A 25,045-nucleotide genomic window follows, 5' to 3' on the forward strand; every position below is an offset into this window, starting at 1 on the left:
AAATAGCTGGCGAGGTGGCTCAGGCGACGGGTAGGCGTGCCAGAACCGTGCGGGCGGCCCCAAAGAACCGTTCACGCAACCGCGCGCGATCTTCCAGATTCTGTTCTTGGGCCACATTGAGTCTCATGCGCTCCAGATATAACGGGGTTTACCGTCAATCAAGGTTCAATCCGGGTAGGGGCTTGCATCCCCTCAAATGGATGGCCAAGCTGACAGGCATGAACCAGGATCTGTTACCAGAAACGCTGTCCGAGCTTTACGGCAATATGACGGCAGCCTTTTCAGAACAGATTGAAAATTTGATCGAGCTGATGGTCACGCCCGGTTGGCGGCAGTATCAATTGGTTATCATCCTGTTCCTATGGGCGTTGGCGTTTCTTCTGAAACTTCTGACGCAAAAAAGATGGGATGTATGGGCGCGCGCGCGTACCGGCTGGCCGAAATGGCGGCTGCGCATTCTGATCCAACTGATGCGGCGTTTGACGCTGGTCTATTTCGTGCTGCTGACTTGGGGGCTCTACTGGGTCATGCAGCAAACAACGTGGCCTTCGCGTAGCTATATCATAGGTGTATTTGCGACCCTGGCAGCGGCTTGGTTGGCCATTGCGTTGGCATCGCGCTTGGTGCGCAACCGGACACTGCGGCAGATTTTCAAATGGTCCATGTGGGTCTATGCGACGCTAATCGCGCTGAATCTGACGGATGATGTCGCCGGTTTTCTGGACGGTGTGGCGCTCTCGATAGGTGATCTCCATATCTCGGCGTTGGGGATCATCAAAGCCGTCCTGCTGATCGGCATTCTACTAACGCTCGCAAGGATCGGGACCCGCGCGGCTGAACGCGGGCTTATGAGCAATGATGACATCACGCCATCGATTCAGGTGTTACTCGCCAAGGGAATTCAGGTGCTGCTCTATGGCGCAGTGTTCATGGCCGCGATCCGCACGCTTGGCTTTGATCTGACCGGGATTGCGCTGTTGTCCGGCGCGATTGGTGTAGGGATCGGGTTCGGGCTACAAAAAGTGGTCTCGAACCTGATTTCGGGCATCATCATTCTAATGGACCGATCGATCAAGCCGGGCGATGTGATCTCGCTGGGCGATACGTTCGGTTGGATCAATGCGCTGGGCGCGCGCTATGTCTCGGTTGTCACGCGCGATGGGCGGGAATACCTGATCCCAAACGAGGATTTGATCACCAATCAGGTGGTGAACTGGTCGCATTCGGACAAGTTTGTTCGGCTGGATCTGGAATTCGGAACCAGCTATGGCGACGACCCTCACAAAGTGAGGGCAACGGCGATACGAGCCGTCAAATCGGTTGGTCGAGTGTTAAGTGGAGGATCCCATGAACCCGTCTGCCACATCACCGGTTTTGGCGACAGCAGCGTGGACTATGTGCTGCGGTTCTGGATTAGTGATCCGACCAAAGGGCTGACGAACATCCGGGGCAATGTTTATCTGGCGTTGTGGGATGCGTTCCAGGCTGAAGACATCTCGCTACCCTTCCCACAACGTGAAGTTCGTCTGCTGCCGGACGACGCAGAGGCGCAACAACTCGCCAAAGAGTGAGCCGATGTCACTGCGTGAAGCAGCCAGTTCATTGAAATGTTGCAATCCCCTTGTTACCTTATTAGTACCCCAGCGCCGGGGATTTGGCGGCGCGTTGCAAAGGAGGACTATGTCCTGTCTCTACATACACAGGCGGGTTTGCCCGCCGATGATGGGGCCAAAGTAATGGCCCACTCTGAGTCAATCAGCGATATGCTGCTTGAACGTATCCTTTCCTCACTTTCCGATGACAAGGCCGAAGACGTCGTGCAGATCAACTTGCAAGGTAAGTCTTCTGTCGCGGATCACATGGTGATTGCCTCGGGTCGGTCGACCCGTCAGGTCTCGGCCATGGCGGAAAAGCTGACGGATCGCATCAAGCAGGAATTCGGCTTCACCTCGAAGGTCGAAGGCAAGGATGCCGGCGACTGGGTGTTGATCGATACGGGCGACGTGGTCGTTCATATCTTCCGCCCCGAAGTGCGTGAATTCTATCAGCTGGAAAAGATGTGGCTGCCTCAGGGCGGCAGCGCTTCGGCGAATTAAGGCGCCATCCCGGCCCGTATTGAGGGGCCGGAGGCGAGAGAGACATGCGTATCAGCATCGTTGCGGTCGGGCGATTGCGCGCCGGACCGGAGAAATCCCTGCTTGATGACTACCTGAATCGTTTCGACCGAACCGGCCGTGCGCTGGGCCTTGGGCCTGCAAAGGTGATCGAAGTCGAAGACAAGAAAAACGCAGGCATGGGGGCCGAGGCCGCGTTGCTGCGGAAAGCTCTGCCCAAGGGCGCGGTGATCTGTACGCTGGATGAGCGCGGACGGGTGATGTCCTCACCCGATTTTGCAAAAAAGCTGGGTGGATGGCGTGATGAGGGCCGACAGGATCTGGCGCTGATCATCGGTGGAGCGGACGGAATAGACCCTAATCTGCGGGCCGAGGCCGATTTTTCCCTGTCCTTTGGGTCAATGGTCTGGCCTCATATGCTGGTCCGTGTGATGTTGGCCGAGCAACTGTACCGGGCCGCTACCATCCTGTCGGGCGGTCCTTATCACCGGGTCTGACATGGCGCAGCTTTTGATCGTCTACCATTCGCGCACCGGCGGTGCCCGGCAGATGGCCGAAGCCGCAGCAGATGCAGCGCGCGACGAGGCGAACACCATCCTGAAAACCGCCGATCAGACCGGGCCGAAAGACCTGCTGGCCTCTGATGGCTATATCTTCTGCGCACCCGAGAACCTGGCCGCGATCTCTGGGCTGATGAAAGAGTTTTTCGATCGCTGTTATTATCCGGTACTGGGGAGGATCGAAGGTCGACCCTATGCGCAGATGGTCTGCGCCGGATCAGATGGTGAGAATGCCGCGCGACAGATGGCAAGGATCGCAACGGGGTGGCGGTTGAAAGAGGTGCAACCGCCCCTGATCATCTGCACTCATGCGCAAACGCCCGAAGCAATCCTGGCTGAGAAGATCATTCCTCAGGAACAACTTGAAAACTGTCGCGATATTGGTGCGGCCTTAGCGGCAGGTCTCAGCCTCGGGGTGTTCTGAAGGTCAGTTCAGATCGACCACTGTCGTGTCTTCGCTCCAACCACCGACATTGTCGCGCGCCTGAATTTGCACCTGCGTGGTCCCGTCCGGGATCATCACCCCGCCCAAAGACCGGGTAAAGGGTTGCTCTTCAACATGAGGGTGGTGCAGCACGCGCATCCCCAGTTCGTTTCCCTGCATATCCAGAACTCGCCAGCCGTCGGCATAATCATCCCATCCGGTATCGGGATGACGGATCGTGACATCGAATCGCCAAGTATCACCGTTCGAACGGGTCGAGACCTGTTCGATCGTCGGAGAGTCAGCGAAGGCGGGGCTGGCCAGTAAGGCGCTGAGAATCAGATATCGCATAGGGTCAAACTATGCGCTCGGGCGCGGCATTGCGATCACGACTCTGTGTTTGGTGGCGCTGTCATCATGACGGTTCGCGAATGCGAGGCGAACTCGCGACGATATAGGACTCCAAATGTAACGGCTGAGCTCAGTATTAATGCCATTGGTCCCAAAATCCAGGCAATGGATGCCAAAGCAAAGTAGGTTGCCCGCAACGCGCGATTGAAACTGCGCGCCGCCGTGATGCAGATATCGCCCGCCTGAGCGGCACGGGCATAGGCCTGCGGATGGTCGGGGTCGTTTGGAACCGCGGCCATCAGGATGGCGCAATATCCAAACAAACGATGCGACCATACAAATTTCAGAAATGCGTTCGACAGAAAAAGAAGAATAATCAGTATTTTGACTTCCCACACCATTGCGGGCGCACGGCCAATGGCAAGGTCTTCGGCAACTCCGGCCAAGCGCTCGGTATTGCCAAGCAGCGCCAAGCCACCGCCAATTGCAATCATGATCGTTGACGCAAAGAACGTACTGCCCTGACGCATGGCCGAGATCACCTGCGCATCGAACACACGTGGCTGGCGCGTCACCATCTCTCGCATCCAGACCTTGCGGAAATCATCCATCATCAACGACACCGACGGTTTCTGAGAGGATGGATTCTCGATCCTCCATCCAATTCCCAGCCAAGCTGCAAACAGAAGCAGTACGGCAACGTAGTCTAGCGGAGAGAACAGCAGCGCGCGGTCGATCCAAGTCATGCCGCGACACTATTGCTGGATTCAGAAACTTGCCAGCCGGTAAAATTGGTAATATAATTTTACCAAATGGAGGGTCAGCGATGGAAATGCCCAAGCCAAATCCGGATGTCATGGCGCGTAAGCAAGCTTTGGTTGCGCGGTTGCAGCAGGTCCTGCCGAGGGATGCCGTCATCCACGATGTGGCCGAAACGCGTGCATATGAATGTGATGCATTGACCGCTTACAAATGTCCGCCCTTGTTGGCAGTACTGCCGTCGACAACACAGCAGGTTTCCGATGTTTTGCGCATTTGCCACGAACTGAGTGTGCCCGTGGTGCCGCGCGGTGCGGGGACCTCGTTGGCCGGCGGTGCTTTGCCGACAGCGGATTGCGTGATCTTAGGCGTTGCTCGGATGAATGAAGTGTTGGAGGTCGACTACGACAATCGGTTTATCAAGGTGCAGACCGGCCGAACCAATTTGAGTGTGACCGGAGCTGTTGAAGAAGAGGATTTCTTCTACGCCCCTGATCCTTCGTCCCAACTTGCCTGCGCCATCGCCGGGAATATCGCGATGAATTCGGGCGGGGCGCATTGCCTGAAATATGGCGTGACGACCAACAACCTGATGGGCGTCACCATGGTGATGATGGATGGCAGTGTGGTCGAAATCGGAGGCACGTATCTGGATGCTGGTGGGTTGGACCTGCTGGGCGTGATTTGCGGATCCGAAGGGCAGCTGGGAATCGTAACCGAAGCGACGTTGCGTATCCTGCGCAAACCGGAAGGGGCACGGCCCGTTCTGATGGGCTTTGATGACAATGAAGTTGCGGGCCAATGTGTCTCTGACATTATCAAATCGGGCATTCTACCCGTCGCAATCGAGTTTATGGACCGCCTCTGTATCAGGGCCTGCGAGAATTTCGCCCATGCTGGCTATCCCGATTGTGAGGCGTTGCTGATCGTCGAGGTTGAAGGGTCAGAGGCTGAGATCGACAGCCAGCTTTCGAAGATCATCGAGATTGCCAAACGCCACAATCCCGTTGAGCTGCGCGAAAGCCAATCCGCTGATGAAAGCGCGCGTATCTGGCTGGGGCGGAAATCGGCCTTTGGTGCGATGGGGCAGATCAACGATTATATGTGTCTTGATGGGACGATCCCGGTCTCATCGCTGCCCTTTGTGCTGCGCCGCATCGGAGAGTTGAGCAAGGACTACGGCCTACCTGTTGGCAACGTGTTTCATGCCGGTGACGGTAACATGCACCCCTTGATCCTTTTTGACGCCAACAAACCGGGTGATCTTGAGAAATGCGAGGCGTTCGGGGCGGACATCCTGAAGCTTTGCGTCGATGCCGGAGGCTGCCTGACGGGGGAGCATGGGGTTGGCATCGAAAAGCGCGATCTTATGACCCATCAATATGCAGCTCAGGATCTTGAGGCACAGATGGCTGTGAAAGATGTGTTTGATCCTAACTGGCTGCTGAATCCAGCCAAAGTGTTCCCATTGGCGGCGTCAGCGGGACGCAGGATGGCGGCGGAATAGGGGCTTTGCCCTCACCTTCAAGAAATTTGTGAAAAGATGAACGCAATGAGACCTGAAACCGAGGCTGAACTTGCAGAAACCGTTGCTGGGCTTAACGGACCCGTATGTATTGCCGGCGGTGGCACACGCGGCGTTGTTGGTGCGGAACCGGAGCTGAGTACCGCTGGATTGAGCGGGATTACTCTCTATGAACCCGGAGCACTGACTCTGGTCGCGCGTGCGGGAACTCCTGTTGCTGAGATTGAGGCGGCTCTGGATGGCGAGGGTCAGCAATTGGCATTCGAGCCAATGGATCACCGCGGTTTGTTGGGCACGACTGGTGAACCGACGATTGGAGGCGTTGTTGCAGCCAACATCTCGGGGTCTCGCAGAATTCAGGCCGGGGCCTGCCGGGATTTCCTGCTGGGCGTCCGTTATGTCGATGGCCTTGGGCAAGTCATCAAAAATGGTGGACGGGTGATGAAAAATGTCACCGGCTACGATTTGGTGAAACTGGTGGCCGGGTCATGGGGCACATTGGGGGTTTTGTCAGAAGTCTCGCTGAAGGTTTTGCCCAAGCCAGAGACTCAGGCCACATTGGCTGTCAGTGCCGATGATGTAGGAACCGCAGTTGATCTTATGTCGACTGCCCTGAGATCCCCATACGAAGTGAGCGGCGCGGCGTATGATCCGAAGGATAGACAGGCGTTTTTGAGGATCGAGGGATTTGCCGACTCGGTCGCTTATCGGGCTAGTCGATTGAGCGAAATCCTTGGCAACGAATGCACCGAGTTGGAGGAGTCGCGCAAGCGGTGGGCTGATCTGCGCGATGTGCGTGCGTTCCATGATCTGGAAGGCGATGTCTGGCGCTTGTCGGTGAAACCCGGTGATGCCCTGGTCATTGCGGATCGGATCGAAGCAGGGAGGACCCTGCTTGATTGGGGTGGTGGTTTGATATGGGCGCTGGTGCCAAAGGGCACGGATTTGCGTGCGCGCTTGGGGGCCTTCGAGGGCCATGCGAGCCTTGTACGTGCAGATGCCCATACGATGGACGAATTTGGTCGGTTTCAACCAGAGAACCATCAGGTTAGGGCTCTAACAAGGGCAATTCGGCTGAAATTCGATCCGCGTAGCGTGTTCAATCCGGGTCTTATGGGGTAGACGATGCAGACGACATTTACCGAAAAGCAGCTGCAGGACCCCGCGATTGAGCGGTCCAATGAAATTCTGCGGAACTGCGTTCATTGTGGTTTCTGTACTGCAACGTGCCCCACTTACCAGGTTCTTGGTGATGAGTTGGACAGTCCTCGCGGACGCATCTATCTGATCAAGGATATGTTGGAGAATGAACGTGTCCCGGACGAAAAGACCGTCAAGCATATCGACCGCTGCTTATCTTGCCTCGCCTGTATGACCACTTGTCCCTCGGGTGTGCACTATATGCATCTGGTCGATCACGCGCGGGAATACATCGAAGATAATTACAAACGCCCATTCTCGGATCAGGCACTGCGTTGGATACTGGCCAAAATCTTACCTTATCCTACGCGCTTTCGATGGGCGCTGATTGGTGCAAAGCTGGGCCGCCCGTTCCGGTTTTTGATGCCGGATGCGCGACTGAAAGCGATGCTGGATATGGCGCCCAAGCATATTCCACCGGTTAGTCGCAATGATGATCCCCAAAGTTTTGCACCAAAAGGTTCAAGAACCATGCGTGTGGCGTTGATGACAGGGTGCGCGCAAAAAGCGCTGAATACAGACATCAACGATGCCACGATTCGTCTGCTGACACGCTTGGGATGTGAGGTAGTGGTTGCTGAAGGGGCAGGGTGTTGTGGAGCGTTAACTCATCATATGGGTAAAACGGGCGAAAGCCACGCTTCTGCCGCCACCAACATCCGGGCCTGGACGCGCGAAATGGATGGCGATGGCTTAGATGCGATTGTCATTAATACATCGGGGTGTGGGACTACGGTGAAGGATTATGGCCACATGTTCCGCAACGACCCGCTTGCTGCAGATGCCGCGCGTGTGTCGGCGTTGGCGATGGATATCAGCGAACTGTTGGTTCAGTTGGAGCTGCCATTCAGTGACAAAAAAGAACTGGTCGTTGCCTACCATGCAGCATGCTCTCTGCAGCATGGCCAAAAAGTTACTACCCACCCCAAAAGTCTGTTGAAATCTGCTGGATTCACTGTGTTAGAGCCTACTAATAATCATTTATGCTGCGGCAGCGCCGGAACCTATAACCTTATGCAGCCTGAAATTTCCAGTCAGCTAAAACAGCGCAAGGTGCGCTCGCTTGAGGCCAGAAATCCCGATGTGATCGCAGCAGGAAACATAGGGTGCATGATGCAGATCGGGTCCGGAACCGACACGCCCGTTATCCATACCGTCGAACTGCTGGATTGGGCCACAGGTGGGCCCAAACCGCGCGCGCTGCACGGTGATACCAGCGGCATACCGCAATTACGTTAGCCAATTGCTGCAAGCGGGCATCAGATCAGAGCGAATCCAGAACGGGCCGCATTTGCCCTATTTTCGCCGTACCCACAGCATACGAATGTTGATCGGACCACTTGACCGGAGACCTGTGTGCGCAACTGGATCACGGCTATTACGCTTAGCTTGCTGCCTTTGGCAGGGCAGGCGCAGGATTCAGGGCTTAAAAGCCTTGATACCACTGACGCTGGACGAGAGTGGATGGCGGTTGGTCGGCTGGATATTGATGGAACCGGGTTCTGCACCGGATCGCTCATATCTCCAACGCTGGTTCTGACCGCAGCGCATTGCCTTTTCGATAAAGCGACGAAACAGCGGATTGATCCGGCGCGGATCGAGTTTTTGGCGGGTTGGCGTCTTGGGCATGCGTCGGCATATCGACCGGCACGGCGAACGGTGGTGCATCCGGAATATAAATATGTCGGTGATTTATCGGCGACACGCGTACGTCACGATATCGCATTGATCGAGCTCTGGCAGCCGATCCGCAACACATCGGTCATACCTTTTGAAACCGGACACCGCCCAACTCGCGGTGAAGAGGTCGGTGTTGTCTCTTACGCCCATGACCGGTCCGAAGCACCGTCTCTGCAAGAGGTCTGTTCAGTCATCGGCCGTCAGGCGGGCATCCTGATCATGTCTTGTGACGTGGATTTCGGAGCGTCCGGTGCGCCGATTTTTTCGTTTGAGGGTGAACGCCCTCGCATCGTTTCAGTCGTAGCCGCCAAAGCTGAAATGCAGGGTCAACGCGTTGCGCTGGGCACCGACTTGAACGAATCTTTGGAATTGTTGCAGGCCGAGCTTTCCCAAGGGCGAGGTATGAACGCGTCTCTGGACAACAACACCAAACATCTTGGAGCAAAATTCGTTAAGCCATGACCCGGTTATTATTCAAAATTATTTTATGTTTTTCCGTTCTTGCAACCACATCTCAGGCCCAGACCGGAAACAAGCGCCGTCTGACTGACCGGGATGATCTGTACGGATGGGAAGCGGTTGGCCGACTGGATTTTGGCGATAAGGGTTTTTGCACGGGTACATTGATTGCTCAGGATATCGTATTGACGGCCGCCCACTGCGCGCTGGACAAGGCGACTGGTAAATCATACGCCCCCGGCGAAGTGACATTTCGCGCCGGGCTAAGCGATGGCGAAGCGCTGGCCGAGCGGAAGGTTATCCAGATCGCCGCGCACCCGGATTTTGTCGCGAACGCCCCTGTCTCGGCCCCTCGGGTTCGGGTGGATGTGGCTCTAATGCGGCTCGAAGAGCCGATTCCCTACTCTATTGCTGATCCGTTTGCCCTGCACAGTGGCCGCGTAACCGACAATGAAATCAGCGTCGCATCTTATGGGCGCGGCAGGGAAGACGCGATCCTGCGGCAGCGATCCTGTCACATTCTTCAGCGTGGACAGGGCCTGATCGTGTTTAACTGCGACGTCACATTTGGATCGTCTGGCTCGGCCATTCTGGCAAAGAAGGGGCCGCGCTGGCAGATATTGTCGGTTGCCTCGGCAATTTCAACGAATGGAGGTCAGAAAGTCGGCTACGGTATGGAGTTGTCGGGAATCGTTTCAGAATTGAAGGCGATCCTGCGCCGTGATGCACCCCGGCCAACGGCCACGATCCGCAGATTGCAGCCCGGATCAGACAAATCCAGCTCGGGTGCCAAATTCATCAGCGCCGGCGGGTCTTGAACCCGAACAAACTGCTTCCCATGTGAGTTTTACCGGATCGCCACGATTGGGGTCCGGGAAACTCACCGCCCGTCCATACCGGAGGGCAAATTCGTAAATCGCTCAATGATGAGGATACGACATGCGTACATTTGACTTTGCACCGCTTCACCGCGCCACTATCGGTTTCGATCAGATCGCAGACATGATGGACAGGGTTCTGACCAACGACGTGGCTCAGCCCAGCTATCCCCCTTACAACATTGAAAAGACCGATGCTGACACCTATCGCATCTCGGTCGCTGTTGCCGGGTTCTCTGAAGCTGATCTGTCAGTTGAAGTAAAAGAAAATTCGTTGGTTGTCTCTGGCAAGAAATCCGCCGAGGACAAGGATCGCAGCTACCTGCACCGTGGCATCGCGACCCGCGCATTCGAGCGCCGTTTCGCCCTGGCCGACCACGTTCGCGTCACCGGCGCAAGCCATGAGAACGGCATGCTGAACATCGACCTGAAGCGCGAAGTGCCCGAAGCCCTTAAGCCGCGCCGAATCGAGATCTCTTCGGCAAATGCCATCGAAAAGGATGTGGTTGACGCAAAAGCCGTGAACTAACGCCTTTGATCACGTCGCGATAATCTTCTCCTCTCTGGGTTATCGCAACACACGCCCCGCGTTCCTCCAGACGCGGGGCGTTGTCGTTCCAGAGTAATGACCGAATGGACCGACTTCTGGCAAATTAGCCTATCGCGATTCGAATGCCGAGGTGTGCCGTTTTTGCCAATTTTATCTGGGTACAGAGAACAATGAGTTCCGGTCGCCGACCGAAACAGATATCTATCGTAAATACATCATCTCTGATTTCCTCGGGCTAAATTTTTTGGGCAAGAAGCGTTGAACAGTTATTCTAAGCACCACTTGTCCAAGTTTTCCGTCTCAAATTATTTAATCTGCGCGGCGTGCATTCTAGTCGCAGTGTTCTTTGTCAGATATGGCATGATTGACGCTAGCCTGTATCAAACGCGTGACGATGGTGTCATTACAATGAGTGCAGGGCGAAACCTTGTTGACTTTGGCTTTGTCGGCGTAAGTCCCTCTGGCCCAATTGTCGAAGCATCTTCCAGCCCTGTGCAAATGATTCTATATGCCGCTACCTATGCTATGACCGGCATTAATTACGCATCATTTGCCTTTTTACAAACGCTTGTTGCGACATTGCTATTGGGCGCGGCGGTAGCTTTGGCACTTGGCGTTTCAAGGGCCGAAGGTCTGTTTTCTATTCTGCTATTGTCGCTCGCATTGAGTTTTGTGTATCCATTTTTCCTCTGGCATGGGTCCGGGATGGAAAACGCTTTAACTCATTTCCTAATCGTACTGAGCATCGCAGGGCTTGTTCGGATGATAAGGTGCAAGCGCGTGTCGTTCCTCTGGGCCATTCCCTTGGTCCTAACGTGCTTTGTAAGGCTGGAGCTTCTGCTTACTATAGTGGCTTTATTAGGTTTGTTTTCAGTCTATTGGCAGCGCAAGTTTCATTCATTTGGGGCGCTAAAGTTTTCGTTTTTGGTTGCGGCGCTATGTGTCGTCATTCATGGAATTCGATTTGCCTATTTCGGAGAATTCTTCCCAAATACCGCTGCGGCGCAGGGTATTTCTCCACTTGACCGAGTGCAGGCGCTGTTATCAGGATCCGTTCAACCAATGGTCGAAGGAATGCAGGTATCGGCTTATAACTTTGTGCAAGGTGGCTGGTGGCTAGCCGTTGTTTGCCTACCACTTGTCTTCAGATTGGGGATGGACGCTGCTGATAAATTTCTGATTTCTGCGATATTAGTTGTCTTGTGCGTGGCGCTTATTTCTCCTGTATTCTTGGGCCGTCCTCGGATCGATTGGATGCGCACTTACAGCTATGTCACGGTCGTTTCTCTCCTGCTCCCGACATGGTGTGTTTATCACGCTGTTGCGTCGCGAAGAATTGTTGAACTTCGTACTATTGCTGTAGTTGGCGTTGTTGCTTCGGTCTGGATGTATCGAACGGAGCCTTACTATCTTGGCTGGGCAGTCGATGGTTTTGATCAAGTGCGTCGAGAATTCAATGCGATTGCTCAGAACAACGAAATCCGACGACCGTTGGTATCTAACCCGGATCTTGGTGTGATGTCATGGCACAAGCAGTTCAATATTCTTGATCTTGGAATGCTTGGTAGTCCGGTTATGGCGAACTTGCACAAAAATCCGGGTATTGCCGATTATGTACTAGACTTCACCAAGCCGGATATCGTCGAAAGCCATGGCTTTTGGACGGGACTATACTGTAGGGATCTATTTCAGGATGCCCGCTTCCAAGATCAATATCGATCAGTATCACCTAAGCTCTCAGTCCAAGAAATGTGCGGTGCACGACGGAATGAAAAAGCCATTTGGATAAGAAAATCAATAGAACTCGGTTCTTCCAGCGCAGAAAGGCAGTTCCTGGATCGGCTACAAGATGAGTTTTTGATCGATACGATCAAACAAGAATTTGATCTTTGTGATCCTGAAAAGATTGACTGCCGTTATGTAATGCGAACCGTTTTTCGATTCGTCCCGGAACTGATGGAGCAAAGGCAACTGAATGAAGTTCTTTCTCTTTTTGATGATGATATCGAGCGCGCGTATTTATCGAGTGTCTACGATAATGACGCGACTGACAAAATTACAAATCACTTCTTCATAGATTAAAGAGCAATTTGGATGTTTCGGGAAATCCATCTTGGCGTTTCAGTCTATGGTATCCCTTCTTTCATTTCATGTCTGAATTTGCCAATCTTCGTGGGGATTTAACACTTAGAGGGATGTAAATCTGTGTAACATCCCCTATCTTATTGGGTAGATAAGAAAAAAGGAATAGGACAGATGTCGAACCAGCAGTTTGAAGCGTTGATTCAGGAAACTCAGGCCAAAGTGCGCGAAAGTCAGTCGCAGATCGAAGGGTTGACTTCGCGGATCGAAGCGGCACGGGCCAAGATTGGCACCGCCGAGGCGGATATCGACATCGAAAATGCAACGCTCGAGGATGTGCACGCCCATACCGAGGTGATGAACGCAAACATCGCCGAGCTGATCATGGGTTTGGATGATGTCACCAATGCGTTTTCCAAGGATTTCGACGAGATGCGCTCGAAAACCGGGTGGGAGTCGTTTGTTGGCATCTTCGCCAAAGCCAAATCCGAGTCGATGCGGCAGGAGCGGATGCGCACAGCAAATATCGACGACAAGCTGCAGGACCTGATCGCCAAATCCGACGTGATCGTGAAGCTGCTGGAGGGGCAGTTGTCGGTGCTGGAAGAGCAGCGTGTGAAGGTTGAGGACAATCTGAGTGGCACTTTGGACGACCGCGAAGCCACGGTGGCCGAACTGGAAGCGTTGCGGGCTGAAATTCAGGGCATGGACCCGACGATCATCACGCTGGAGAACAAGATCAGCGTCGAACAGGACGCCGCCGCGCGGACCCAGTTAGAGACTGAACTGGCCGAGTTGAACAAGCAATACAACGCCAAGGTTCAGGAAGAGCAGGTCAAGTTGGCCAAGTCCCAGACGCTGGAGCGGTATATCGAGAAGGGCAAGACCTGGGTCGATTCACTGCAGAACCAGGCGGCGACGCAGATGGTGCTGATCAACAAGCTGCAGACAGACACCCAACAGCGCGTCGTGCTGTATGACGCGCTGACCAAATCGCTGAAAACCGCGCAACAGCAGGACGTGGCCCATCGCATCAACGAGATCGGCGTGCAGACCGACCAAGAGGCGCAAACCGCCATGGCCGCCATCGGTACCGCGACCAACCAGAAAATGGCCGACATGCTTGAGGCGCATGAGGACCACATGGTCTTTGCCCGCGACGTGCTGGAAAAAAAGGCCAAAGCGGATGAACGTTTTGCCCGTCGGTTTGCCTCGATTGTCGAGAAGCATGATAAGAATTTGTATGGGGGGTAAATGGCCTCTTTCATATTGATGTTTGGCCCAATGGTCGTGTTGATGCCGGTATTGGCAATTGCGTTGGTTGTTTATGTATTAGCACTGTGGGTTTTGGCGCTTTTGGGCCTGCACAATGCAGCCAACGTGGAGGGTATCGCAGTTATTTTCGGAGTGCTGCTATTACCGGCCTACGTCTATTTCGTCGTCCGTATTGTGGTGCCAGCTTTTTGGTTCGGCATGGTGAATATGTATGAAGAAATACTTCACAGTGATGGTATGACGTCAGCCGAAGCCTTTGGTTTTTGGCGGGATCGTTTCCGGCTCGTCTTTGAAGATTGGGGCAGATACAGGAAATTTATCCGTGGTCGAAACTAACCCCACCCAAGACCATGTCGGCCTGACCGACACTTTCGCCTCGCAGCGCTACTTCCGCAAATTCGAGGTGATCACCGTCCACCTCCTGCGCGTGGCCGCGACGATGGAGGCCGAGGGCGCGATCAGCAAGCAAGAGGTGCGGATCGTGTCGCGCTACCTATCGGGGCTGCTCTACACCTTCCGCGCGCTATCCATGAAATATCTGCTGGTCGGGCGCGATACGGGGCGGTTCTTTGGCAGCCTCGCCATGGACAAGCGCGACAGCGGGTTTCCGGTAGCGGCCGAGTTGCTGACGATGGCCAATGACGCGCAGCAGGCGCAGGTGCATCTGGCCAATATGCCCTCGGAAGACGACCTGAAAACCGACATGGTGCGAACGATCATCGGCGATCAGGAAATCCCCACCAAACTGCAATTCGCGCTGTCCCAAAGGCTCTATTACGAGGAATTGTTGAAAGGTCAGCTGTTCTGGGCCCGCAACGATCCCGAATGTCACTGGATCGGGAATGAGGACGAGCGGCGCAAGTTTATGATCCACTGGGCGGTCTATGACAGCCAGATCAACCTGCCGGTCATTTATCTGATGCAGTTGGAGGACAGTGGCAAAACTGCCCTGCCCAAGGATCAACGCCGCTGGCCCGAGGTGCAGGCGCATCTGATGGCGCAGTCGCTGGGCGGGTTGAAACTGGTGACGATTGCCAAGGGCTTCGATCAGGATTTCGATGACCTGCATCCCAAGCATCTGCGCCGTATTCATGTAGGGCCGATGTATTCCTCGGCTTATACCGAACAATCCGGCCCGCTGCGGCAGGTGCTTGAGGACGCGCAGTCTCCGCAAGGTCAGGACTGGGCGCTGGCCTGGACCACTGAAGAGCTGGAAAGCGAAGAGGTGATCGAGGAACGTGCCGGCTGGTTCTCGACCGTTGAGCGCGAGGTTTTTGCGCTGGACCCGTTCGGCGGGCATGGGGCTGAGACCGGCGCCACCCGCACCCAGCGATCCATCATCCTGCCCCAGCGTCCGTTTCAGGTTCTCGCCGAACGCAACCCTCCGGGTTTTGCTGATGTGCGCAAGTTCGTGGTCAGCAAGGCCGGACAGGTTTTGAGGTATTGAGACAAGTGGCGGGATGAAGCCCGCCCTACAGAATTTGAGTAGGCCGGGCTTCAGCCCGGCATTGCGAGGAAAAAGATGAGTTTGACGTCAGATCAGATGGAATTGCGCGAAGACGACATTCGCAAGCATTACGCAGCAGCGACCGCAATGTTGAACGGGTTCGAGCATGCGCCGCGTATCGCCAAACCTGTTGAGGCTGCCGCAGAACGGTCGCCGGGTGTTTCGACGGGGCGTCGGTTCCGGTCTACGACACCGGGGCTGGTGACGCGCCGCGTTGCGCGCGCCGACGGGGTGCATCTGGTCGAACGGATTGAGGCCTCGGATGAGGGCGACACGCTGGTCTCGCCGCCTCAGGCCACAACGCAGCAGGCAATCCGCCGTGCAATAGCCATCGCTCTGGCTGTAGCCGAGGCGTATGCGGAGCAGACTCCGCTGGCCGACCTGAAGCGCGCCAACCTTGCCGGAGATCTGCCTGCCTCCCGCAAAACCGAATTCTCGGAATTACTGACCGCCGAAGCGCTGATTACGTCCCATGTTCTGGGCAATGCGCTGGCCTATCTGATGTCCTCTCATCTGGGCGAGACCACCGTCGACATCATTGAGATCGAAGAGGTTCTGACCGACAACGGCCAACTTGCTCTGCATGGCGCGTTGTGGGAGCTGGATCAAACGCTGGCCAAACACGCCCCCGACGACGCCAACCTGATCGCGGCCACCAGCGCCTATGCCGAACAACTGATGGAGAAGGCCGCCCTGCGCGCCCAGTCCGCAGGCCATCTGGCGCCGTTCCAGAATGCTGCCTGGCATATCGAGGCCGATGACCTGACCATTCGAGGGTTCGAACCCGCCTCCAAGGCCAAATCCACCACCCTGACCATGACGTTCAAGAAACCGAACGAGGTGGTGGGCAACCATATCGCCAAATATCAGGCGATGAAGCTGGCCAAGATGGTGATGGCCTATGATTTCGACCGCCGCCTGAACCCGTTTGCCGAGCTTGGCGGGTTCATCTTCACCTTCATGGGCGACGGTAAACCGGGCACCGGCAAAACCACCCTGATCCAGATGATGGCCGGGCTGATCAACGACTATTGCCAGAACGCGGGCTATCCGTTCCGTTATCAGAACCTGAGCACCGACAATATCGACAGCTATCAGGGCAAATCCGGCCAGAACGCCAAAGCGTTTATCAACACGATCATCGACCCCTCGGTCATCGGGTTCGGCACCATCGACGACATCGACCAGCTGGCAGGCAAACGCGGCGACCGGCAGTCGTCAGCCGGGCAGCTGGAAATCACCGCCGTGCTGATGGAGAGCTTTGCGGGTGCCAACACCGTCGTGCGCGGCAACTGCACCTTTGGCATGTTCTCGAACTACCCCGAGAATGTGGACGACGCCCTGCGTCAGCGGGCCGGTGCGCGGTTTCTGGTGGACGGACCGCAAACGCGCGAGGATTACATCGACATCCTGCACCTGCTGATGGGCCGCAACCACGACATCCCGCTGGGCGAACACGAAGCCTACGCCGCGCAGGAAATCAAAAAAGCCGTCGCCGCCAGTTTTGAAAGCCACTCGCGCCCGCACGAGGACGCTCTGCTGCAGGTTTATGACCGGGTGTCCGGCGATATCGGCCAGATGGATACGATTGCCAAGATGGGCACCTACCTCAAGGCGATCCAACAAGCGGATGAGCGTTTCACCGGCCGCGCGATCAAGAACATCACCGACGCGGTCAAGGTCCGCGCGATGGATTTCGAACTGCCCGACGAGTGGATGGAAAACCCCGACCTGTTCCTGTTCCGCGACTACGACACCAAGAAGGCCATGATCGAGGACCTGCGCCAGCCGATCACGGTTGAGATGGTGATACAGGAGATCAACCGCTACGCCGACAGCGAGTTCCGCTATGCCGACAAGAGCGACGAGGTCGCCATCGAAAACGCCGTCCGCGAAATGGGCCGGATGGAAGAGGCCAAGCGGCGGTATTTGGAGGGGAAGGGGTGACTGAAAGTCTAGTCCACTTCCATGAGTTTAATCTGAAGAAGTCTGATCTTGGTTCGATGACCAAGGAAGAGATAGCTGTATTGGGTATGCTGTCTTACATCTGTAATGAACTTAACGTTTTCGCGCGGTTCCTCAGACTTACGGAGCGGCAGGACGACGAAAGAGGTCCAGTAAAATTTGCATCGGATCTTCAGTTCCATGTGGTCCTGAGAACGTTATCTTCCCGCGTTTTTGAGGCATACGAGTTTCTCAAGGAAGCAACCAAGAAAACTGAAAAGCTAGATCCGGAAATGCTGGCGCTCATCCAAAAAAGTACGGAAGAAATTGAAAGATTGGGCGCTTCGGAAGGTCACGCAATAAACCGCAACATTAGAAACGAAACGAGTTTTCACTATAAACTTAATACGGCCCTAAAAAATGCAGGAAGTCTGCCCTGCGATGCAGATGCATCGGTCTATGTCAATTCTCTGGACGGCAACACATACTTCGTGCTCGGAGAAAGCTTGGTGTTTTTTGAAAGACTGCGAAGGTTCTCCGCTGCTGACAAGAAATTTGAAGACCCTGAGATACTGGCAGAAAGCTGGATAAAATGGTCTTTAGAGGTCGTTATGCTTATCAAAGACTTACAAGCGAATTTGTTTGGTATCGTTCTGGATAGGGCGAAGAAAGTACCGAGGAAAACCCACTACTTCGTAAAATCCGAAGTCGTCGCAAAGGATAAGCGTGCAGTAATGCCAGTATTTATACAGAGCGACCAATGATCCGCCTCATCAAAAAAGGCCTGATGTTCGGCAATCTCGTCCACATCTCCAGCCCGGCTCTGGTCGAGCGGTATAACCGCGCGCTGCAGCATCTGGCGGGCAAGACCACGGCGCTGACGGATTTCCATGTCGATATCTCCGGCTATTCGCCGGAGGTGGGGATTGAGCTGGAGGATGAGCTCTACCTCAACCCCAACGGGGTCAACCGGCAGTTCATCCTCCTGACAACCGAGCAGAAACGCGCGCCGCTGCTGAACGTCAAATTCTCAACCTCGCGCGATATCCTGCGCGAATTCATCGAGATGAACGAGGCGCAACTGTTTGCCCTGACCGCCACCGATGCGGTGGCCGGAGAGCTGGTGAACTCGGTCATCAAACTCACCACCCCGCGCGATCTGCTAAACCTGCGCAAGATTGAGGTTGAGGCTGACACCGCTGGCGGCACCCTGCGCAAGGCACAGCAACTAGCGGGCATGGTCGAACGGTTCAAAACCGAAGAGGATGCCTGGTTCGACGATGTTCTGATCGCCAAGATGATCGAAACGGCCAAAGAAACCGGCGACGTCACCCGCAACCCCGTCCGCCTACGTCATACCGCGTTCGAGCAGCGCAATTTCTGGACAGCGCATTTCGACGGGCTCTACCTGTTCCCGGATCTGGATCACCCGGCGGTGATCTGTATGGGCGCCAGACCCGACGATATGCCGATCAAATACGTTTTTGGCCCGTCGCAGCGAAACCAGATTGCAAAGTTTCTGGACTACAACGATCTGGTCGAACCCATCGTCAAGGCCCGCGGCGTGGATGCTGCCGCGATCCTGCAACAGAAAATGGACTTTCTGACCATTGCTGCGGCTGCTGACGCGGATGTTGATCTGAGCGGGTTGGACCGCAGCGACATGCGCCGCCTCGCCCGCAATCACGCGGATCGCCTACCCGAAGCGTATCACGGCCTCGCGCAACTATTGCGCTGGGCGACAGATGGCGGGCGTTGGCCGCGCATCACTTCGGACCATCCGGCCTATTTCTATACCTTGCGCGCAGCCGATACGCCGAACCGCGATCTGGTGAACATGCTGCTGGCAGAGCTTGCACCGCTGGACCCGCGCCAGCTGTTCATCTGCCACAAGGAGCTGTTCTATAAGACCTACACGAACTGGCCCGAGGCCAAGAAAGCCTATGTTGCCGATTTCCTTGCGCGAGAGTATCAGGTGGACAAGGCTGGTGCCCGTGCGGCCTTGTTTGGCCATGAGCCGGACATGAGCGGTAACGACCGGGGCAGCGAAACGGTCATCGCACGGGTTGGCCCCTGGGGCGCGGTTGGGCGGGATTGAGATGTTCGGAGCAATGCGCCTGTTGCTGATCCTGCTGGTTGTCCAGACGATCGCCTATTTCGCGCTGTCCTTTTATTCGCGCAGCGTCAGGCGGCAAAAGCTGGAAACCTGGTGGGACGAAAAGGGCAAAACCGGTAACAAAGAAGCGTTTGTTGCGCGTGGTTTGCACGTCTACGACAATTCGTTCCGGCGCAAATTGATTTTGGGTGTCTATATTGTGCCTTGGGTGGCGATTGGCGCGCTGATCTACATCGTGAATTACATGTGAGGGTTAAGGCATGGCCTATGTAAAATGGGCGTTCATTATCATCTTCTGGGGCACGGTTGCCGTGATCCTGCAGTATTCTCTACCGCAGCACGATGTTGTGCGGATCGTCAACACCTATGAGGAACGTCAGGACCTGACGGATTGGACCCGAATATTCTGGTCTGAACCCGAGGATCAATCCACGAGCCTGTCAAACCGCGATGTGCAGTTCATTCAGGCGGTGCGCGCCAACGGAAAGCCCATTGTCTATCGCAACGAAGACACCGGCTGGGGCTGGCCGCCCTATTTCAAGTTCGACACGGCGAACCTCTATACCGAGGCTAACGACGCGAAATCGACCAAGGAAAACCCCGATTGGGTGGTCGTAACGCATTACGGCTGGCGCAATGAGTTCATGTCGATCTTTCCTAACGCGATCTTCATTCGCTATGTCGATGGACCTGATGTGCGCATCATACCCTGGTTCAATATCATCTTTCTGACGATATTCGCGGCATTGGTATGGGCTATCTGGGTCCGGTGGCGCCGTTTCCGGCAAAAGAAGATCGATCCGGTTTTGGAAAACATGGAAGATGGTCTTTACGCCGCCGGTGATGCGATTGATGAAAAACGCAAAGGATTACGCCGCTGGCTGGATAGTTGGAAATCCAAGTAAGTCGAATTCAGAGAGGTTCTTTGTTGATAGCATTTGCGATACTGCTCATCTGACGATGAACTCAGCATGAAGCGCACCGGCAGCTTTGATGGTTTTCAAAATATCGATCATGTCGCGTGGCGATACGCCCAAGGCATTCAACCCGGCAACCACTTCGGAAAGAGTGGTTGCTTCGGGAATTTCCGCCAGTCCAGTTCCTTCTTCTTCCTCGATTCCAGCAAAAGTACGCGGAACGACGACTGTTTCGCCACGCGCAAAAGGATTGGGTTGAACGGCAATAGGGGCTTCCTCGACGGTGAGGGTCAAGTTGCCCTGCGACACCGCTACGCGCGAAATCCTGACATCTCGACCCATTACGATTGTACCCGATCTCTGATCGACGACAACACGGGCCTTGCTTTGGGGTTCAACCAAAATATTCTCGATCCGACCGATTGCGTGGGCGGTAGAAACTGCGCGCGTTGCATCGATGCTTAGCTCCACAGTGCCGGAGTCGCGCATGAGTGCAACGGCCCGGTTAAATTCGGTGTTTATCGCGGCTTCGATACGGCTGGCGGTCGTGAAATCCGGCTCCCTCAAAGCCAGCCTGAGTTGCGTTAGGTCGGAAAGGGTAAAGTCTATCTCACGCTCGACGCGCGCTCCGGAGGGTATGACTCCCGATGTGGGAACGCCGCTTACGACCGAAGCGGCGTCACCCTCAACCGCAGCACCACCAGCCAATACTGTTCCCTGGGCCACGGCATAGATCTGACCGTCTGCCGCGTTCAGGGGTGTCATGATCAGCGTACCTCCAAGAAGTCCTTTGGAATCTCCAATCGCAGAGACGGTTACATCAATTTGACCACCGACACGTGCGAAGGGCGGAAGTGTGGCTGTAACCAATACAGCGGCGACGTTCTTCGTGCGAAAATCCTCGCCGTTCACGTTCACACCCAACCGTTCGAGAATGTTGGACATGATTTCTTCGGTAAACGGAGAGTTACGCAAGCCGTCTCCGGTACCGTTCAGACCGACAACAAGGCCATAACCCACCAGGTCGTTGCCGCGCACGCCGTCGAAATCAACCAGATCTTTCAGACGGATAGCACCGGCGTTTGCGATACAAGGCAAGATTATCAACAGGAATGCGAGAATTTTCATCTGAGGAAGTTCACCAGCGAAAGGTTGGCGTTGCGGACGGTCACGGAATAAAGACTTTCCAGCTGGAACTGCACAGTTTGCAGCCGTGCCGCGGTTTCGTAAGGATCTGCTGAGATCAATTCACTACGTGCATACTCGGCGCTTGTATTTGCAGCTGCGTTGCGAGTGGCGGCCTGCTCAATGCGTGCTTCGGCGGCACCAACCTGGGCGCGCAGGTTTACCGTCGCGTCCTGAGTATTAGCCAATTCAACGCCGAGCTCTGTGAATAGCGCGGTACGCAGACCTGGAGACCATGCCAGCGCGTCATCTGTGGCCAGTGCTGCAACAGCGACGTCGCGTAGCGCAGACTTTAGCGCGGGATCGGTAGCGGTGATTGGAAGAGAGACCCTCTCGTTCTCGGATATTTGCATCGGGCTCAGGGTGTCGGCGCCACCCTGATAAATAACCGCGTCAAACCCCGTTGGGTCGTCGAACCAGTCTTCGGCGGCTTGGCGGATGTCCGTTGCGGTTGTGAGGCCCGACAACTCTGCTTGCAGTGCCCCCAGCAAAGTTTCAGCTGACAGTAACGGAGAGATATCGGTTGAGGTCCCGGAATACAGGCTGCGCCCACCGGCCCTTGTGTTCAGCGCTGAGATCATTGTGTCGAGTTCGTTGCGGGCCTGAACCGAGGCCTGCTCATGTGTCACGGTCTGATTTGCAGTACCAAATGACAGCAGCGATGCAGATATCTCGGCCACCGATCCGCTGAACGTTTTCAGGCTCAATTGCATTGCGTCCGTGAATAGTCGCGCCTCGGCGGTGGCGATTGAATATGCGTCCAACAGCTCGAGACTGCGATCCAGATCCAGCAGGTGCGCGTAGTCGCCGCCCAGGTGGCCTGAAATATCTTGCACCTTGCCTGTAGACATCTCATAGGACAGAGTTTCAATTTGCGATTTGATTTCGGTGCTGCGGGTCCTGAGGGTCAACCCCCGAGCCAGATCACCGATAGAGTTCAACGCCATGTTTATAGCCTCAACAAGGTATCCATCAATTCATCAACAACCGTAACAACGCGGGCGTTGGCGGCGTAGGTCTGCTCGATCTGCATCAAACGCTGCAGTTCGGCATCGCTGTCAACGCCTTGCTCTGCGACGATTTTCTGCATCTCTAATTGGGCGTTTGCTGCAAAGATGCTGCGTTGGTCCGCTGCATGTGCGTTTGTACCGGCTTTTGAGAGCAATGCTTCGGTAATTTCAGCAGCACGCATCGACCCAGTCCCGAAGCTGGCACTGGGAATCGGGCGTGCGTCTGACAAAATGACACCGAAGGCGTGCAACTGGCTTGCATCTCCAGGGGCACCGGGTGTCAAGGCACCCAATCCTGCGCGCAGTTTCCAGCTGTCGCCTCCGGCATCCGGATCGACGACGACATTTAAGGAGATGCGCGACGCAAGCCCGGTTTCCCTAGTTGCGTCAAAGCGATTGCCATCATCGGTGAATAGTCCGGGATTGGCGGTCGTTGCAGTTGGGTCAAGCCCGGCTGTTTCGAACCGCTCAATCAAGTCGCGGGCCACAGCGTCGAGGTCAGCTTGTGCTTCGACGGCAAGTTCATCCCTAACCGCGAACTGCGCCATCAGCGCGCCGCCCTTGATTTGCGCGAAATCGCCGCTGAGCCGAATGGGGCGCCCATTGACTTCGAGCCCGGACAGCAATCCGTTTGCTACGGTCATATGTGGCATCGTATCGCCGGTGGTCGTGAACGAGAGCTGGGCGGAGGTTCCTTCAATAAGGATCAGCCCGCCCTCCGCGTAGAGTGAAACCTGATCATTCTCACGCGCGACCACATTGACCGGAACTAGTTCATTGACCTGATCGATCAAAATTTGGCGTTGGTCGAGAAGGGCACCGATGTCTCCGCCCGAGTTACGGATCGCAGGAATTCGAGCATTCAGTTTCTCGATGTCTTCCAGTGTCTGATTCAGAGTATCAACGTGCTTACCAATGGTGCGATCAGCATCTGATCGCATATGCCGCAATCCATCGGACGCTGAGTTGAGCGCAGAACTGAAATCGCGAGCAGCGCGCGCGGCTTGATCCAGGCGTCGCGCCGAGTCCGGCAAGCTGGCTGCGGTAATCAGGCTACTCTCGAATTGTGCGAGCCGAGCTGCGATCGAAGTGGCGTCATCTGCGGACCCAATCAGATTTTCATAGTTTGAATGAAACTGAGATATGGTCTTGGCGGCTGCGAAATCCGCATCTGTCTCGCGCTGGTTAGCGATCAGCACCGGATCATGATGGCGCGTGACCCCGACGACACGAACGCCGTTTCCCGAAATTGGACTGGTCGCCAGTTCAAGGGATCTGCGTGCATAACCTGGCGTCAGCGCGTTTGCGATATTGCCAGAGACAACCGCCGCCCCTCGGCTTGCCGCGCTTAACCCTCCCAGAGCGTTGTTCAATGCTGTCGACATGTTCATCGGGCGCGTCCCCTTTGTTGCTTAATCACCGGATCAGCGTTTGATATTGGTTGTTTCCTGCAGCATCTCATCCACGGTCTGGATGACCTTGGCGCTAGACGAATAGGCACGTTGGGTCTGGATCATCGACGTCAGTTCGGTGGCAACATCGGTTGTCGATTCCTCGCGCGCGAAGGACACAAGATCGCCCGTCGGACCTTCACCTGCGTTCCATAAGAAGAAGGTGCCACTGTCACGTGAGGGGGCGTAAGTCTGACTGTCCAAAGCGGTCAGCCCGTTTGGATTGGGCACATCTGCCAACGGAATCTGGAACATCCGGCGACTGACCCCGGTGTCATAGAATGCATAGACATAGCCATTCTCGTCGACCTGTACGCTTGTCATTGTGCCCACAGCCGAGCCGTCGCGTGTGATCGAAACCGGTGCAAATGTGTCCGAGAGCTGCGTGATTCCGTCCGCATCTCCGATCTGGCCGATATTAATCTCCATTGGACCGCCAGCCACATTGACGACGACACTTCCGGTTGCCGGGTCATAAGCCCCACCAGACACTGCGGTGACGCTGGCCAACGTCCCTCCGGCTGTGCGGCTATCGGTAAAGGTCAGTGTATATTCTCCGATGACAGCGCCGCCCGAGGCTGAATCGCGCAATGTCATGGTCCATTCGTTGCTGCTACCGGTTGCGGGAACGGTTGGCACCAACTCGATATCGACGCTTTCGGATTTGCCCAGATTGTCAAAATATTCGACTGACAGAGGTTGCGTATCCCCCGGAGCCCCGGCGTCGGTTGCGGTTGCAGGCAGGTTCATCCGTAGGTTCATTGATGTTGTGGGGGCGCCGGACAGTTGATTAACGCTCAGCTGAATGGGTTCCAGCGCTGCGGGCGTGTCCCTCGGGACGCTAGGGATCGAACCATCCGGATTGGCGCGCCAGCCCAGAAGGACAAGACCGGATTGTGTGACCAGATACCCTTCTTCATTGGTGCGGAACGAGCCCGTCGTGGTCAGCAGCATCTCATTCGAGCCCGCCGCGATTTGCGAGCTGGGTCGAACCGGTAGCATACCTCTGCCGCGCACGGCCAAATCGGTTGAGTTGTTGGTAGTAACCAACGATCCGC

General features: G+C 55.4%; 26 protein-coding genes. 19 read left to right on the forward strand and 7 right to left on the reverse strand.

Annotation, left to right across the window (positions count from 1 at the left end; genetic code table 11):
* Positions 1-19: 19 nt before the first annotated feature.
* Positions 20-127 carry a hypothetical protein gene (locus G7G_RS0104310; RefSeq protein WP_010438763.1) on the reverse strand — a complete coding sequence of 36 codons (108 nt, stop codon included), beginning with the start codon at positions 125-127 and terminating at the stop codon, positions 20-22.
* A gap of 73 nt (positions 128-200) precedes the next feature.
* Between G7G_RS0104310 and G7G_RS0104315 the strand changes: the two genes are divergently transcribed.
* From G7G_RS0104315 to G7G_RS0104330, 4 genes are all read left to right on the forward strand, one after another.
* A complete protein-coding gene (locus G7G_RS0104315) occupies positions 201-1,571 on the forward strand; it encodes a mechanosensitive ion channel family protein (RefSeq protein WP_010438764.1) in 1,371 nt (456 codons plus the stop codon).
* Between the two features lie 165 nt (positions 1,572-1,736).
* Positions 1,737-2,096, forward strand: a complete 360-nt coding sequence (rsfS, locus tag G7G_RS0104320) for a ribosome silencing factor (RefSeq protein WP_029621719.1) — start codon at positions 1,737-1,739, stop codon at positions 2,094-2,096.
* A 44-nt stretch (positions 2,097-2,140) separates the two neighbouring features.
* The gene (rlmH, locus tag G7G_RS0104325) at positions 2,141-2,611 is read left to right on the forward strand and encodes a 23S rRNA (pseudouridine(1915)-N(3))-methyltransferase RlmH (RefSeq protein ID WP_010438768.1); all 471 of its coding nucleotides are present in this window, start codon (positions 2,141-2,143) and stop codon (positions 2,609-2,611) included.
* 1 nt (position 2,612) lies between these two features.
* Entirely contained in the window at positions 2,613-3,098 is a 486-nt protein-coding gene (locus tag G7G_RS0104330) for a flavodoxin family protein (protein WP_010438771.1), read from the forward strand.
* A gap of 3 nt (positions 3,099-3,101) precedes the next feature.
* Here G7G_RS0104330 and G7G_RS0104335 read toward each other — a convergent pair whose 3' ends face one another.
* Together G7G_RS0104335 and G7G_RS0104340 are read right to left on the reverse strand one after the other, a co-directional pair.
* On the reverse strand, positions 3,102-3,449 hold the full coding sequence (locus G7G_RS0104335) for a hypothetical protein (protein ID WP_010438774.1): 348 nt from the start codon (positions 3,447-3,449) through the stop codon (positions 3,102-3,104).
* A 35-nt stretch (positions 3,450-3,484) separates the two neighbouring features.
* The gene (locus tag G7G_RS0104340) at positions 3,485-4,195 is read right to left on the reverse strand and encodes a DUF599 domain-containing protein (protein WP_010438777.1); all 711 of its coding nucleotides are present in this window, start codon (positions 4,193-4,195) and stop codon (positions 3,485-3,487) included.
* A gap of 80 nt (positions 4,196-4,275) precedes the next feature.
* Between G7G_RS0104340 and G7G_RS0104345 the strand changes: the two genes are divergently transcribed.
* The 15 genes from G7G_RS0104345 (at position 4,276) to G7G_RS0104415 (ending at position 20,329) form a co-directional block, all read left to right on the forward strand.
* Positions 4,276-5,715: an FAD-linked oxidase C-terminal domain-containing protein gene (locus tag G7G_RS0104345; RefSeq protein WP_010438780.1), complete on the forward strand. Its 1,440-nt coding sequence runs from the start codon at positions 4,276-4,278 to the stop codon at positions 5,713-5,715.
* A gap of 45 nt (positions 5,716-5,760) precedes the next feature.
* A complete protein-coding gene (locus tag G7G_RS0104350) occupies positions 5,761-6,855 on the forward strand; it encodes an FAD-binding protein (RefSeq protein WP_010438783.1) in 1,095 nt (364 codons plus the stop codon).
* A 3-nt stretch (positions 6,856-6,858) separates the two neighbouring features.
* Positions 6,859-8,172, forward strand: a complete 1,314-nt coding sequence (gene glcF, locus G7G_RS0104355) for a glycolate oxidase subunit GlcF (RefSeq protein ID WP_010438785.1) — start codon at positions 6,859-6,861, stop codon at positions 8,170-8,172.
* 117 nt (positions 8,173-8,289) lie between these two features.
* Positions 8,290-9,075, forward strand: a complete 786-nt coding sequence (locus G7G_RS0104360) for a trypsin-like serine peptidase (RefSeq protein WP_010438788.1) — start codon at positions 8,290-8,292, stop codon at positions 9,073-9,075.
* Complete coding sequence (locus G7G_RS0104365; RefSeq protein ID WP_010438791.1) at positions 9,072-9,890, forward strand: trypsin-like serine peptidase; 819 nt, start codon at positions 9,072-9,074, stop codon at positions 9,888-9,890. The genes G7G_RS0104360 and G7G_RS0104365 overlap by 4 nt, the downstream gene beginning before the upstream one ends.
* 121 nt (positions 9,891-10,011) lie before the next feature.
* Positions 10,012-10,479 carry an Hsp20 family protein gene (locus G7G_RS0104370; RefSeq protein WP_010438794.1) on the forward strand — a complete coding sequence of 156 codons (468 nt, stop codon included), beginning with the start codon at positions 10,012-10,014 and terminating at the stop codon, positions 10,477-10,479.
* A gap of 381 nt (positions 10,480-10,860) precedes the next feature.
* Complete coding sequence (locus G7G_RS0104375) at positions 10,861-12,582, forward strand: LTA synthase family protein (RefSeq protein WP_010438797.1); 1,722 nt, start codon at positions 10,861-10,863, stop codon at positions 12,580-12,582.
* A 174-nt stretch (positions 12,583-12,756) separates the two neighbouring features.
* Entirely contained in the window at positions 12,757-13,836 is a 1,080-nt protein-coding gene (locus tag G7G_RS0104380; RefSeq protein WP_010438800.1) for a coiled-coil domain-containing protein, read from the forward strand.
* Positions 13,837-14,193 carry a hypothetical protein gene (locus tag G7G_RS0104385; RefSeq protein ID WP_010438804.1) on the forward strand — a complete coding sequence of 119 codons (357 nt, stop codon included), beginning with the start codon at positions 13,837-13,839 and terminating at the stop codon, positions 14,191-14,193.
* Positions 14,180-15,304 (forward strand): hypothetical protein, encoded by a 1,125-nt coding sequence (locus G7G_RS0104390; protein ID WP_010438808.1) that lies wholly within the window; start codon positions 14,180-14,182, stop codon positions 15,302-15,304. The genes G7G_RS0104385 and G7G_RS0104390 overlap by 14 nt, the downstream gene beginning before the upstream one ends.
* A gap of 75 nt (positions 15,305-15,379) precedes the next feature.
* Positions 15,380-17,311 (forward strand): AAA family ATPase, encoded by a 1,932-nt coding sequence (locus tag G7G_RS0104395; protein ID WP_010438810.1) that lies wholly within the window; start codon positions 15,380-15,382, stop codon positions 17,309-17,311.
* Between the two features lie 56 nt (positions 17,312-17,367).
* Positions 17,368-18,072, forward strand: a complete 705-nt coding sequence (locus G7G_RS0104400; protein WP_139056593.1) for a hypothetical protein — start codon at positions 17,368-17,370, stop codon at positions 18,070-18,072.
* Positions 18,069-19,406, forward strand: coding sequence for a DUF6638 family protein (locus G7G_RS0104405; protein WP_010438813.1), 1,338 nt, complete (start codon positions 18,069-18,071; stop codon positions 19,404-19,406). Before G7G_RS0104400 ends, G7G_RS0104405 begins: the two co-directional genes overlap by 4 nt.
* A 1-nt stretch (position 19,407) precedes the next feature.
* Positions 19,408-19,674, forward strand: a complete 267-nt coding sequence (locus tag G7G_RS0104410; RefSeq protein ID WP_010438816.1) for a hypothetical protein — start codon at positions 19,408-19,410, stop codon at positions 19,672-19,674.
* Positions 19,675-19,684: 10 nt separating this feature from the next.
* Entirely contained in the window at positions 19,685-20,329 is a 645-nt protein-coding gene (locus tag G7G_RS0104415; RefSeq protein WP_010438818.1) for a DUF1523 family protein, read from the forward strand.
* Between the two features lie 45 nt (positions 20,330-20,374).
* On the opposite strand, the gene G7G_RS0104420 is transcribed toward G7G_RS0104415, so the two are convergent.
* The 4 genes from G7G_RS0104420 to G7G_RS0104435 form a co-directional block, all read right to left on the reverse strand.
* On the reverse strand, positions 20,375-21,469 hold the full coding sequence (locus G7G_RS0104420) for a flagellar basal body P-ring protein FlgI (RefSeq protein WP_010438821.1): 1,095 nt from the start codon (positions 21,467-21,469) through the stop codon (positions 20,375-20,377).
* On the reverse strand, positions 21,466-22,377 hold the full coding sequence (locus G7G_RS0104425) for a flagellin (RefSeq protein WP_238528763.1): 912 nt from the start codon (positions 22,375-22,377) through the stop codon (positions 21,466-21,468). Before G7G_RS0104425 ends, G7G_RS0104420 begins: the two co-directional genes overlap by 4 nt.
* Before the next feature lie 98 nt (positions 22,378-22,475).
* Positions 22,476-23,927 carry a flagellar hook-associated protein FlgK gene (gene flgK, locus G7G_RS0104430; protein ID WP_010438825.1) on the reverse strand — a complete coding sequence of 484 codons (1,452 nt, stop codon included), beginning with the start codon at positions 23,925-23,927 and terminating at the stop codon, positions 22,476-22,478.
* 33 nt (positions 23,928-23,960) lie between these two features.
* Positions 23,961-25,045, reverse strand: a 1,085-nt coding sequence (locus tag G7G_RS0104435) for a flagellar hook protein FlgE (protein ID WP_010438830.1), incomplete at its 5' end; no start/stop codon positions are given.

Source organism: Ruegeria conchae (assembly GCF_000192475.1).
GTDB classification, from domain to species: Bacteria; Pseudomonadota; Alphaproteobacteria; order Rhodobacterales; family Rhodobacteraceae; genus Ruegeria; species Ruegeria conchae.

Coding starts and splice junctions, on each gene's coding strand:
- G7G_RS0104310 (WP_010438763.1), bottom strand. CDS start 127: ATGAGACTCAATGTGGCCCAAGAACAGAATCTGGAAGATCGCGCGCGG.
- G7G_RS0104315 (WP_010438764.1), top strand. CDS start 201: ATGGCCAAGCTGACAGGCATGAACCAGGATCTGTTACCAGAAACGCTG.
- rsfS (WP_029621719.1), top strand. CDS start 1,737: ATGGCCCACTCTGAGTCAATCAGCGATATGCTGCTTGAACGTATCCTT.
- rlmH (WP_010438768.1), top strand. CDS start 2,141: ATGCGTATCAGCATCGTTGCGGTCGGGCGATTGCGCGCCGGACCGGAG.
- G7G_RS0104330 (WP_010438771.1), top strand. CDS start 2,613: ATGGCGCAGCTTTTGATCGTCTACCATTCGCGCACCGGCGGTGCCCGG.
- G7G_RS0104335 (WP_010438774.1), bottom strand. CDS start 3,449: ATGCGATATCTGATTCTCAGCGCCTTACTGGCCAGCCCCGCCTTCGCT.
- G7G_RS0104340 (WP_010438777.1), bottom strand. CDS start 4,195: ATGACTTGGATCGACCGCGCGCTGCTGTTCTCTCCGCTAGACTACGTT.
- G7G_RS0104345 (WP_010438780.1), top strand. CDS start 4,276: ATGGAAATGCCCAAGCCAAATCCGGATGTCATGGCGCGTAAGCAAGCT.
- G7G_RS0104350 (WP_010438783.1), top strand. CDS start 5,761: ATGAGACCTGAAACCGAGGCTGAACTTGCAGAAACCGTTGCTGGGCTT.
- glcF (WP_010438785.1), top strand. CDS start 6,859: ATGCAGACGACATTTACCGAAAAGCAGCTGCAGGACCCCGCGATTGAG.
- G7G_RS0104365 (WP_010438791.1), top strand. CDS start 9,072: ATGACCCGGTTATTATTCAAAATTATTTTATGTTTTTCCGTTCTTGCA.
- G7G_RS0104370 (WP_010438794.1), top strand. CDS start 10,012: ATGCGTACATTTGACTTTGCACCGCTTCACCGCGCCACTATCGGTTTC.
- G7G_RS0104375 (WP_010438797.1), top strand. CDS start 10,861: ATGATTGACGCTAGCCTGTATCAAACGCGTGACGATGGTGTCATTACA.
- G7G_RS0104380 (WP_010438800.1), top strand. CDS start 12,757: ATGTCGAACCAGCAGTTTGAAGCGTTGATTCAGGAAACTCAGGCCAAA.
- G7G_RS0104385 (WP_010438804.1), top strand. CDS start 13,837: ATGGCCTCTTTCATATTGATGTTTGGCCCAATGGTCGTGTTGATGCCG.
- G7G_RS0104395 (WP_010438810.1), top strand. CDS start 15,380: ATGAGTTTGACGTCAGATCAGATGGAATTGCGCGAAGACGACATTCGC.
- G7G_RS0104400 (WP_139056593.1), top strand. CDS start 17,368: ATGACCAAGGAAGAGATAGCTGTATTGGGTATGCTGTCTTACATCTGT.
- G7G_RS0104405 (WP_010438813.1), top strand. CDS start 18,069: ATGATCCGCCTCATCAAAAAAGGCCTGATGTTCGGCAATCTCGTCCAC.
- G7G_RS0104410 (WP_010438816.1), top strand. CDS start 19,408: ATGTTCGGAGCAATGCGCCTGTTGCTGATCCTGCTGGTTGTCCAGACG.
- G7G_RS0104415 (WP_010438818.1), top strand. CDS start 19,685: ATGGCCTATGTAAAATGGGCGTTCATTATCATCTTCTGGGGCACGGTT.
- G7G_RS0104420 (WP_010438821.1), bottom strand. CDS start 21,469: ATGAAAATTCTCGCATTCCTGTTGATAATCTTGCCTTGTATCGCAAAC.
- G7G_RS0104425 (WP_238528763.1), bottom strand. CDS start 22,377: ATGTCTACAGGCAAGGTGCAAGATATTTCAGGCCACCTGGGCGGCGAC.
- flgK (WP_010438825.1), bottom strand. CDS start 23,927: ATGAACATGTCGACAGCATTGAACAACGCTCTGGGAGGGTTAAGCGCG.